This window comes from Providencia sp. PROV255 (assembly GCF_028478065.1).
Lineage (GTDB): Bacteria > Pseudomonadota > Gammaproteobacteria > Enterobacterales > Enterobacteriaceae > Providencia > Providencia rettgeri.
Window position 1 is genome coordinate 473,793 of record NZ_JAMPMI010000003.1, and the last position, 11,743, is coordinate 485,535.

At 41.9% G+C, this 11,743-nt stretch carries 10 protein-coding genes and 1 tRNA gene; 3 read left to right on the forward strand and 8 right to left on the reverse strand.

Going from position 1 to position 11,743, the window contains the following annotated elements:
* Window positions 1-127: 127 nt before the first annotated feature.
* A complete protein-coding gene (gene ilvY, locus PR725_RS03640) occupies window positions 128-1,024 on the forward strand; it encodes an HTH-type transcriptional activator IlvY (protein ID WP_004906122.1) in 897 nt (298 codons plus the stop codon).
* On the opposite strand, the gene ilvA is transcribed toward ilvY, so the two are convergent.
* From ilvA to ilvL, 6 genes are all read right to left on the reverse strand, one after another.
* Complete coding sequence (gene ilvA / locus PR725_RS03645) at window positions 1,016-2,590, reverse strand: threonine ammonia-lyase, biosynthetic (protein WP_110731572.1); 1,575 nt, start codon at window positions 2,588-2,590, stop codon at window positions 1,016-1,018. The genes ilvY and ilvA overlap by 9 nt on opposite strands.
* A gap of 2 nt (window positions 2,591-2,592) precedes the next feature.
* Complete coding sequence (ilvD, locus tag PR725_RS03650) at window positions 2,593-4,443, reverse strand: dihydroxy-acid dehydratase (RefSeq protein ID WP_123382184.1); 1,851 nt, start codon at window positions 4,441-4,443, stop codon at window positions 2,593-2,595.
* 67 nt (window positions 4,444-4,510) lie between these two features.
* Complete coding sequence (locus PR725_RS03655) at window positions 4,511-5,437, reverse strand: branched-chain amino acid transaminase (RefSeq protein ID WP_004907252.1); 927 nt, start codon at window positions 5,435-5,437, stop codon at window positions 4,511-4,513.
* A gap of 11 nt (window positions 5,438-5,448) precedes the next feature.
* Complete coding sequence (gene ilvM, locus PR725_RS03660) at window positions 5,449-5,718, reverse strand: acetolactate synthase 2 small subunit (protein WP_004907250.1); 270 nt, start codon at window positions 5,716-5,718, stop codon at window positions 5,449-5,451.
* On the reverse strand, window positions 5,715-7,361 hold the full coding sequence (ilvG, locus tag PR725_RS03665; protein ID WP_004907245.1) for an acetolactate synthase 2 catalytic subunit: 1,647 nt from the start codon (window positions 7,359-7,361) through the stop codon (window positions 5,715-5,717). Before ilvG ends, ilvM begins: the two co-directional genes overlap by 4 nt.
* A gap of 132 nt (window positions 7,362-7,493) precedes the next feature.
* Window positions 7,494-7,595, reverse strand: a complete 102-nt coding sequence (gene ilvL / locus PR725_RS03670) for an ilv operon leader peptide (protein ID WP_071524553.1) — start codon at window positions 7,593-7,595, stop codon at window positions 7,494-7,496.
* A gap of 479 nt (window positions 7,596-8,074) precedes the next feature.
* On the opposite strand from ilvL, the gene PR725_RS03675 reads away from it, so the two are divergent.
* Window positions 8,075-9,601: a YifB family Mg chelatase-like AAA ATPase gene (locus PR725_RS03675; RefSeq protein ID WP_117162660.1), complete on the forward strand. Its 1,527-nt coding sequence runs from the start codon at window positions 8,075-8,077 to the stop codon at window positions 9,599-9,601.
* A gap of 78 nt (window positions 9,602-9,679) precedes the next feature.
* Here the strand turns inward: PR725_RS03675 and PR725_RS03680 are convergent, their stop codons facing one another.
* Window positions 9,680-10,018, reverse strand: coding sequence for a DUF413 domain-containing protein (locus PR725_RS03680; RefSeq protein ID WP_004907240.1), 339 nt, complete (start codon window positions 10,016-10,018; stop codon window positions 9,680-9,682).
* Between the two features lie 112 nt (window positions 10,019-10,130).
* Between PR725_RS03680 and hdfR the strand changes: the two genes are divergently transcribed.
* Complete coding sequence (gene hdfR, locus PR725_RS03685; protein WP_042851484.1) at window positions 10,131-10,973, forward strand: HTH-type transcriptional regulator HdfR; 843 nt, start codon at window positions 10,131-10,133, stop codon at window positions 10,971-10,973.
* A 691-nt stretch (window positions 10,974-11,664) separates the two neighbouring features.
* On the opposite strand, the gene PR725_RS03690 is transcribed toward hdfR, so the two are convergent.
* Window positions 11,665-11,740, reverse strand: a tRNA-Trp gene (locus tag PR725_RS03690).
* Between the last annotated feature and the right edge of the window lie 3 nt (window positions 11,741-11,743).

The following is an 11,743-nucleotide window of genomic DNA, read 5'->3' on the forward strand; positions in this document are numbered from 1 at the left end:
CCTGTCGCTCATTTTTGAGCGTTTATGGATTTACTATATGCGATGTTTAGCATTGCTTAAATTGATATATTAACAATACAATGTTGCAATATCTGCAACATCATTAATTATGTTATTAGAGGGCAAAATGGACATTCGTGATCTCAAGCTTTTTTTGCATTTAGCACAAAGTTGCCACTTCGGGCGCACATCTAAAGCGATGCATGTCAGCCCTTCCACATTGTCTCGCCAAATACAACGCCTCGAAGAACAGCTTGGTCATCCGCTATTTGTGCGCGATAACCGCTCAGTTAAATTGACCCAAGCAGGAGAGCACCTTAAGCAATTTGCCCAACAAACATTATTGCAATATCAACAACTACAACATGCTCTCAATCAGCAAAGCCCATCACTTAGTGGAGAACTGCATCTTTTTTGCTCAGTTACGGCAGCTTATAGCCATTTACCCGAAGTTTTAGATAAATTCCGTGCGCTACATCCACTAGTTGAAATTAAACTCACGACAGGTGACGCAGCTGATGCCGTTGAAAAAGTGGAAACTCATGAGGCTGATCTTGGTATTGCAGGGAAACCTGAGCGCTTACCCGATAACGTCCGTTTTGCAAAAATCGGCGAAATCCCTCTCGTTTTGATTGCCCCATCACTACCCTGTGCAGTACGAAGCATGGTAACAGAGGCTGAACCTGATTGGTCTACCGTCCCTTTTATCCTGCCTGAGCACGGCCCATCCCGTAAACGTATCGAGCTCTGGTTCCGTCGCCATAATATCAATAACCCTGTCATTTATGCGACGGTCTCAGGCCATGAAGCTATTGTATCAATGGTCGCTTTGGGGTGCGGTATCGCCTTAATTCCCAGTGTGGTTGTTGATAACAGCCCAGAACCCGTACGCAGCCGTATTTCACAGCTCGATAATATTTCAATGGTAGAACCTTTTGAGCTCGGCGTTTGCCTATTAAGCAAACGCCTGAGTGAACCATTAATTAAAGCGTTTTGGGAGTTACTCCCAGACAATTCAATCTAAAGTTCTTTGGTTATCTTGTGGTGCTAAGAAAAAACGGAAAGAGGGGTTTCCTGTTTCATCATGATATTCATAACCTAGCGCATCAAGATGCCTATCAAAACGCACTTCTGGCCCAGCCAGTTCAAATGCCGCCAGCACACGTCCATAATCTGTACCATGGCTACGGTAATGAAATAACGTTATATTCCAATGAGTCCCTAGGGTTTCTAGGAATCTCAACAATGCACCTGGAGACTCTGGAAATTCAAAGCTATATAACCTTTCGTCTAATGGCTTTGATGGACGCCCACCAATCATATAACGCACATGAAGTTTTGCCATTTCATCATCTGATAAATCATCGACTTCATAGCCGTGACTTCTAAGCTCTTGGATAATCTCCGAGCGCTCGCCATCACGGCCACTTAAACGCACCCCAACAAAAATACATGCGCGTTCAGGGTCCGCATCCGTATAGCGATAATTAAACTCCGTAATGGCTCGATGGCCTAATAACTGGCAAAAACGTAAGAAACTGCCTTTTTGCTCAGGAATGGTTACTGCGAGTAAAGCTTCTCGTTGTTCACCAATTTCACAGCGTTCAGAAACATAACGCAGCCCATGGAAATTCATATTCGCACCGGACAAAATATGCGCTAAACGTTCACCTTTAATGTTATGCTGCTGTACGTATTTTTTTAATCCGGCCAATGCTAAAGCGCCCGAAGGCTCTGCTATCGCGCGAACATCTTCAAAAATATCTTTCAATGCAGCACAAATGGAATCACTGTCAACAGTGATAACATCGTCAACATACTGCTGGCACAACCTGAAGGTTTCATCTCCAATACGCTTTACTGCCACTCCTTCTGCGAATAGGCCAACACGTGGTAAATCAACAGGATGCCCAGCCTCTAACGCGGCTTTTAAACAAGCGGCATCTTCAGACTCCACACCAATGATTTTAATTTCAGGCATTAACTGCTTAATAATCACAGCAACGCCCGCAATTAACCCACCGCCCCCTACAGGAATAAAAATTCGATCTAAATGCACATCCTGTTGCAATAGCTCGAGAGCTATCGTAGCTTGCCCCGCAATCACTGAAGGGTGGTCAAAAGGTGGAACGAAGGTATAGCCATCCTCTGCGGCCATTGCAATGGCTTTCGCTTTCGCTTCATCAAAATTAGCGCCATGTAAAATAGCTTCACCACCAAAGCTTCGTACTGCATCCACTTTGATATCCGCTGTCGCAACTGGCATGACTATTTTTGCTTTCACACCAACACGATTTGCTGATAACGCAACGCCTTGAGCGTGGTTCCCCGCAGAAGCTGTCACCACACCTTTGCTTTTTTGCTCTTCGGTTAAACTCGCAATCATGGCGTAAGCCCCACGAAGCTTAAAGCTATGTACTGGCTGCCTATCTTCACGCTTGACTAAAATGGTATTCCCCAAGCGTGAAGATATTTTATCCATCTGTTGAAGAGGCGTTACTTGCGCAGCTTCATAAACCGGCGCACTCAGCGCCGCTTTTAAGTAATCTGCTCCGGTTGGGGCAACCGGTAATGGTTTTGCTGCTGCCACAATCAGCCCCCTAATTTCGACTTGTCACGAACAGCACCTTTGTCTGCACTCGTCGCCAATGAAGCATAAGCGCGCAGAGCAAAAGAAACCTCACGCTGACGATTACGCGGAGTATAAGCTTTATCGCCTCGAGCTAATTCCGCTTCACGGCGCTGACTCAATTCGCTTTCACTCACATCCAGCACCATCGTTCTTTTTGGAATATCGATATCAATAATATCGCCATCTTGAACTAATGCGAGTAAGCCACCACTCGCTGCTTCTGGTGAAATATGACCAATAGAAAGCCCTGAGCTACCGCCAGAGAAGCGACCATCTGTTATCAATGCACAGCTTTTGCCTAATCCCATTGATTTCAGGTATGAGGTTGGGTACAGCATTTCTTGCATGCCCGGCCCCCCCTTAGGCCCTTCATAGCGAATAACAACCACATCGCCTTCAACGACTTTGCCACCCAGAATAGCTTCTACTGCGTCATCTTGGCTTTCAAAGACTTTGGCAGGGCCACGGAATGTTAAACTGCCTTCATCAACTCCAGCGGTTTTAACAATACAGCCATCTTCTGCAATATTTCCAGACAGGACTGCCAGCCCCCCATCCAAACTATACGCATGCTCAATACTACGGATACACCCATTCTCACGGTCAGTATCCAATGACGGCCAGCGGCAATTTTGTGAAAAGGCTTTTGTCGTGCGGATACCGGCAGGGCCCGCGGAAAACATCGATTTAACAGCCTCATCCTTTGTTAACATCACATCATATTGCGCTAATGTTTCTTGGAAGCTCAGACCTAAAATATTCGTCACGTTTTCTTGCAATAAACCTGCACGGCTCAGTTCACCTAAAATACCGATGACACCACCAGCACGGTGAACATCTTCCATATGGTATTTTTGTGTACTCGGTGCAACCTTACACAAATGTGGGACTTTACGTGATAAACGGTCGATATCATCCATGGTGAAATCGATCTCTGCTTCTTGAGCTGCTGCAAGTAAATGCAGGACTGTGTTAGTTGAACCACCCATGGCAATATCCAACGTCATCGCATTTTCAAATGCAGATTTATTAGCGATATTGCGTGGTAACGCACTTTCATCATCTTGTTCGTAATAGCGTTTGGTTAATTCAACAATGCGCTTACCTGCATTGATAAATAAAGTTTCGCGGTCTGCGTGAGTCGCTAACAATGAGCCATTTCCTGGCTGAGATAACCCAAGCGCCTCAGTTAAGCAGTTCATTGAGTTTGCAGTAAACATTCCTGAGCAAGAGCCACACGTTGGGCATGCTGAACGTTCTATTTGCTCACTATCTGCATCACTCACATTAGGGTTAGCCCCTTGAATCATGGCATCAACTAAATCGAGCTTGATGATTTGATCTGAAAGCTTGGTTTTACCTGCTTCCATTGGACCGCCCGAAACAAAAATAACCGGAATATTCAGACGTAATGACGCCATCAACATGCCTGGGGTGATTTTATCGCAGTTTGAAATACACACCATGGCATCCGCACAGTGTGCGTTCACCATATATTCAACAGAATCCGCAATTAATTCACGGGAAGGTAAGGAATACAACATTCCGCCATGTCCCATGGCAATCCCATCATCAACAGCGATTGTATTAAACTCTTTCGCAACACCACCTGCATTTTCAATTTGCTCTGCAACTAATTTGCCTAAATCACGTAAATGTACGTGGCCTGGAACAAACTGTGTGAATGAGTTAACAACAGCAATAATGGGCTTTCCAAAATCAGCATCGGTCATGCCTGTTGCACGCCATAATGCACGAGCCCCAGCCATATTACGACCATGAGTTGTTGTTGCTGAACGGTACTTAGGCATATCTTTAACTCCCGTGTTTAAAACAGGCGGGGAACGTCCGCCTGTAACATCTATTTAAATTTAATTATTAAGGGTTTACTGGATCTAACCAGCCCCATTTATCTTCTGTTGTACCATCAAATAAGCCAAAGAATGCCTGCTGAATTTGCTTGGTTACTGGGCCACAACGGCCAATGCCAACTTGGATACCATCAACACTACGAACCGGAGTGATCTCTGCAGCGGTTCCTGTCATGAAGACTTCATCAGCAAGATAGAGAGATTCACGTGATAGTGTTTGCTCACGTACTTCGATACCCAAATCTTTTGCTAAAGTTAAAATCGCATCACGCGTAATACCTGGTAATGCAGATGATGTGAACGGAGGTGTATACAGGATGCCATCTTTCACCTCAAAAATATTTTCCCCAGCACCTTCGGAGAGATATCCGTGAACATCTAATGCAATACCTTCTTGGTAACCATGGCGACGAGCTTCGCTACCAACTAGTAGAGAAGATAAATAGTTGCCACCTGCTTTTGCCCCTGTAGGAATGGTGTTTGGTGCAACACGATTCCAAGAAGAGACCATCGCATCAATACCTTGGTCTAACGCTTCTTCACCTAAATACGCTCCCCATGGAAAAGCGGCTAAAATCACATCGGTGTTATAACCGTCTGGAGGGTTAACACCCATACCAACATCACCAATAAACACTAATGGACGAATATACGCACTGACTAAGTTATTTTTACGCAGAGTTGCACGACATGCTTCCATTAACTCTTCCACGCTGTAGCTGACAGGCATACGGTAAATTTTTGCTGAATCATGCAAACGTTGCATATGCTCACGGTGGCGGAAGACCACAGGACCTTTGTGCGAGTCATAACAACGGACACCTTCAAACACTGATGTACCATAGTGCAGAGCATGAGACATAACATGAACCTTTGCATCAGCCCATGGCGTCATTTCACCGTTAAACCAAATAAAGTCAGCTTTCTTAGTCATTTGTATATTCCTTACATTGCACTTTGTGTGCGTAATAGTCGTGATTCTTGTTGTAGTACTTCAACTTCTGTAATGTCCGAAAGCTTGGTTAACTGTGCACAAAGCTGGGTTAATGGCCTTTGACTACTTACAGTAAGTTCAATATTAACATTGTCGCCGTCTGTCGATTGTCCCATATTCATGGCATTAATACGAAATCCACGATGGCGAGTGACCCTTAATATACGCTCTAAAACCTCAGGACGGAAACGGGCCAATATCGAGATTTGGTGTTGCATCATAATGGTTTCTCCATCATTTTTTCATTACTAGCCCCAGGCGGAACCAACGGCCAGACGTTTTCTAGTTCATTAATTGATACCTGTAATAAATAGGCACCTTCGCTATTAAGTAATTCATCTAATGCCGCATTAACTTCCGACTTATCTGTGATCCGTTGGCCTTTAATACCAAACGCGCTGGCTAATGCCACAAAATCAGGGTTGTCTGTTAAAATAGTTTCGCTATAACGCTGTTCGAAAAACAGTTCTTGCCACTGGCGAACCATGCCTAAGCGCTGGTTATCGATTAAAAGAATTTTTACAGGAAGTTGCTTACGTTTGATGGTTCCCAGCTCTTGGACATTCATCATGAATGAGCCATCTCCTGATACACAAACAACCGTATCTTCAGGCCTAGCAACCTGTGCTCCAATTGCCGCAGGGATACCAAACCCCATGGTTCCAAGCCCACTTGAGGTTAAGAAATTTTCAGGGCCATCAACGGTGATATGTTGTGCTGACCACATTTGGTGTTGCCCTACATCGGTAGTAACAACCGTATTTGGCTGCATTTTATCCGACAGTTGTTTCAGTAACAGTGGTGCATAAATAGGCTCACCAGGATGGTCATAACGCCAACCGAATTCTTTTTTAAGTTGCTGAACTTCCTGCTGCCAAGGTGCTATTGATTTTTTAAGCATTAATTCAGGTAGTAATACTTTTGCATCACCATGCAACGCAACATGCGTTTGACGTAATTTGTCCAATTCTACGTGGTCTATATCGATATGAATCACTTTGGCGTTCGGTGCAAAAGTATTTAACTTACCTGTTACCCTATCATCAAAACGAGCACCAACAGCGATGAGTAAGTCACAGCGCTGCACAGAAATATTGGCCGCTTTAGTACCGTGCATACCTAACATACCTAAATAGTTTTCATCTAAAGGGCTCACAGCACCAAGCCCTTTTAATGTTGCAACTGAAGGAATACCTGTAAACTCAATAAATTCGCGTAATTCTTTTACGGCACCTGACATTCCAACACCGCCACCAACGTACAACATAGGCTTTTCTGATTGTTCTAATAGCATTCTTGCCTGTTGGATTTCTGATAAAGGTGACGTGACTTCTTGCTCTACCGGCATTAAAAACGGAGACAACTCAGCGTGTTGTAGCTGAATATCTTTCGGAATATCAATCAGTACAGGGCCTGGTCGCCCACTATTTGCGATTGCGAAAGCCTCAGCAAGAATGCGAGGTAAATCCTCGATGTCTTCAACCAAAAAACTGTGCTTAGTACAAGCTAAAGATAACCCTAAGACATCGATTTCTTGAAAGGCATCGGTTCCGATAAATTCAGAAGCTACTTGACCGGTAATGGCGACAACAGGAACAGAGTCTAATAATGCATCCGCTAGCCCCGTGATAACATTTGTTGCGCCAGGCCCAGATGTTGCAATACACACCCCTGTCTTTCCTGTTGATCGTGCATAACCAATTGCCGCGATTACAGCTCCTTGCTCATGTCGACACAACAAATGCTCAACTCCACCATCATACAATGCGTCATAAACTGGCATAATTGCGCCACCAGGATACCCAAATACGGTATCAACTCCCTGTGTTCGCAATGCTTGAACTAACCATTGTGCTCCGTTCATGCTTTATCTCCTGTCTGTCTACTTTATCTATTTGTATTTGTTATGTTTTATTTAGTGTGCTTGCATCAATCAACATTTATGTCAAAAAAAACCCCGCGCCTTTCGGTGCGGGGTTCTCGTGAGATCTGGCTGTTATTTTAGCCTTCGTCGTCCAAGTGCAGCCCCGCACGGTGGGATAATAATCACCACCACGCTAATAATAATTAGGCTAACTGCTTGGATAAATGCGTTCATGTGTTTTACTTTTTCAATATTCTTAATCATCTATTATTTAGAGTTATCATTTTAAAGGCGTTTTGACAACTTTTATTTAATTTATTTATTTTCAAAACATTAAATTACTTTAAAATCATATAATAACAATGAAATTAGCATTATAAACTACTTAAATAGCCATTCCTCAGTAAAATTCAATAGAATACATAGCATAATCAGCTACATCATCCATATTAGTCATTTGGCACCATTAAAACTCACCCCACATAACTAATTACTTTTTCTTATGCATAACCAAGCTCGGCACAGTATCCTCGCTTCATAAAACTAACACAATCCCAGTTATAACCTAGCTTCGAAGCCACTCGTAGTAAATTGAAACAACTCAGTAACTAAGTAATTAAATTATCGATCGGCTTCGCAAACATGTTATCTATTCAAGATAAATCAAATTATTTTTAGCAGAATATTACTCTGTAAATAATATTGGAGGGCTCATGACATTAGCGATTGTTTACACTAGAGCATCAATTGGGTTAGAAGCACCTCTTGTTACTGTTGAAGCACATATTAGTAATGGGCTCCCAGGTTTAACACTCGTTGGGCTACCAGAAACGGCCGTAAAAGAAGCAAGAGATAGAGTTCGAAGCGCTCTACTAAATAGCGGATTTGAATATCCAGCTAAAAAAATGACGGTTAATTTAGCTCCAGCTGACTTACCAAAAGAAAGTGGTCGGTATGATCTTGCAATCGCGATTGCCATACTCGCATCATCAGGACAGCTCCCCCACGAGCCATTAAAACAGTATGAATTTTTAGGTGAACTTGCTTTATCTGGCGATGTTCGCTATGTCAGCAGTGCTATTCCTGCCGCCCAATCAGCATTAAAACAACAACGCTCCTTAATACTATCTATGGAGAATCAACATCAATTAGGCCTACTCCCAGATAATAGCGTTTATTTCGCAACATCCTTATTGGAGCTTTGTCATTTTTTACATAACAAAAACACATTGCTTTGTAATCAACAAATTCACCAAGCACCTCTCTCAATCAAGCAAGAAGGTGATATTAACGATATCATTGGCCAAGAACATGGTAAACGAGCATTAGAAATCTGTGCCGCTGGTGGGCATAATTTACTCTTATTGGGTCCGCCAGGAACAGGAAAAACGATGTTAGCCAGTCGGCTAATGACTTTACTTCCCCCATTAACCTCTCAGGAAGCGTTAGAAGTTGCTTCATTACATAGCTTGAGTGAAAATACAAAAGAAGACATGAATTGGCCGATAAGGCCTTTTAGAGCGCCCCATCATAGCGCATCAATTGCAGCTTTAATTGGCGGTGGCTCTCTTCCCAAGCCTGGCGAGATCTCACTTGCACATCACGGTGTTTTATTTTTAGATGAATTACCAGAATTTAGCCGCTCAGTACTCGATTCTTTACGAGAACCACTAGAATCCCGAAAAATTAGTATTTCTCGAGCAAAAGCAAAAGTTTGCTATCCCGCTAGTTTTCAGTTAGTTGCAGCTCTAAACCCTAGCCCAACAGGTCATTACCAAGGAGAAATGAGTCGTTCAACTCCTTCCCGTATCCTACGTTACCTTTCACGCATATCAGGGCCTTTTATTGACCGGTTTGATCTCTCTATAGAAATTCCATTGTTACCTCTCGGTTCATTGAGTAGCCAAACCAATCAAGGTGAAACAAGTGAACACGTCAGACAAAGAGTTATCGAAGCCAGAAATAGGCAACTTAGGCGAGCCGGAAAAATTAATAGTTTACTAACGCCAAGAGAAACCACACAATTTTGCCTACTAACCGCAAAAGATGCATTATTCTTAGAACATGCATTAAATAAGTTAGGTCTTTCCATCCGAGCTTGGCACAGAATATTAAGAGTTGCCAGAACAATAGCCGACCTTAATGCCGCAGAAACTATTGAGCGTTCTGATTTATTAGAAGCTCTAGGGTATCGAGCGATGGATAAGTTATTGCTTCATTTGCAAAAACAAGTAAGCTGAGAAGAATGGACAGATAACTACTTTATTATCTCGTAAAAATAAAGGGACCGTAGTCCCTCTTATCATACGATGATGATATTAATCATCTGTATCAGTGTAGTCTTCCGATGGATCTATCTGCGGTTTACCGCCAGATAAAGTATGGAAGCGTTTTGGACGGTTAATACGGCTAGAATATTTTGCCCAAACTTTTTCTTCTGGGGTAGCAGGTTCACGCTCACCACGGCATACAGCGACGAAAAGTTTTTCTTCTTCTGTTTGAGGTTCGCGTTTACCTATATCAAGCTCATTAAAAGCTTGGCCGAGACGTTCTAGCAACTGAGCTTCTTTGATGGTGAAATCACCATGACGAGAAAAGCCACGTGGGTAATGTTTATTATCAAAAAAACGATTAGTCGTGATGAAGCTATCTGCCATCTGACACACTCCTAACTTATTACAGTCAAACTCTATATGGCGCGGAGTATTAGACAGCATTGACAATCTGTAAAACAAAACATTTAAATCATCACGACAAAAATAATTGGAGATGCATGTGGACAGCGAGTTATTGAGAACTTTTTTAGAGGTCAGTAAGACTAGGCACTTCGGTAGAGCCGCAGAATCACTCTATTTAACGCAATCAGCGGTTAGCTTTCGTATTAGACAATTAGAAACACAGCTAGGTACAAGCTTATTTACTAGGCATAGAAACAATATCCGGTTAACAGCCGCGGGAGAAAGGCTTGTTCCATATGCCGAATCGTTAATGAATACCTGGTTGCAAGCTAAAAAAGAAATATCTCATGCCTCACAACACACTGAGCTTTCTATTGGTGCAACAGCTTCACTTTGGGAAGGTTATCTAACTGACTGGGTAGAAGAACTTTATAATCAACATGATGAACTGCGGCTCGAAGCTAGGGTTTCAACGCGCCAGTCTCTTGTTAAGCAACTACATTCTAGAGAATTAGACTTATTAATCGCAACTGAACCCCCAAAAATGGATGAGTTTGAAAGCACTATCATCGGTACGATTGATTTACAGCTTATGGCTTCCCAAAAAAATATTGCATTAACAAAATATAATTTTATAAAGCTAGAGTGGGGGGTTGATTTTCATCCCAAAAATGAACCATCACTAACCCAAGATGATACACCCGTAATGATCACGACCTCTGCCCATATTACCCGCCAATTACTTCCTGTATCGCTTTCAGCGGCATTTTTACCTGCTCATTGGGTATATCAATATCCAGGCCTAAAAACGCTCTCAGAAACCTCAATAAACAAACCTTTGTATGCAGTCTGGCTCCAAAAAAACGATCAGCAAGCTCTTATCAATCAACTGATTAAAACGCCAATAAAAAATGCACAGTTAAGTGAACAATAAAAGAAGAAGGTGAGTAACAGAATTCACTCACCTTCCTACTACTTTATAAACAAACTATGTTCCACTGCACAATGTTCTTAATTGATGCTTCTTTTTATCTTTTAATAAGATATACCAATCACGAATAACTCATCGGCATTTATTTATACAATATAAACAAAATGATTTTTTGAGATTAATAAAGCTAAACCAGCAATTCTCGGTATACGACATTTATCTAAATTAAAGATTGAGCACATTAAAATACCTTTCAACCCACAAATACTATTGAAAAACATAAAGTAGCAAGTAACAACTTACTCATTAGGTGAAAATGCATATAAGCTGATAAAAATAAAAGAGAAGGTAGTTTGGAGGGAAATTAGGTAATATCATCAATACATTTGAGTGGTAAATGTAATTAAAAGGTATAAACAGTAAGTAATAACTCGCCTATTTTTAGTATTAATAAAGAACATCAAAAGATTGGATGAGAGAAAAATAAATCAGGGAGCTTATTTCTTGCATTTAAAGTGATGAATACAATTGAAGTATATAAAACAGTGGGATAGTAGATTAGCTAAGATCAAATGAAAATTAGCAAATAGGGGAAAAGTAACTCTATATTTGCTATTAGATAAATAAAGAAAAACCCGATTAAGCTAATCGGGTTATCAATAGATACTTCTTTTATTATTACTTAATTGGTAACTGGCAGGGGCGGAGAGACTCGAACTCCCAACACCCGGTTTTGGAGACCGGTGCTCTACCAATTGAACTACGCCCCTAAA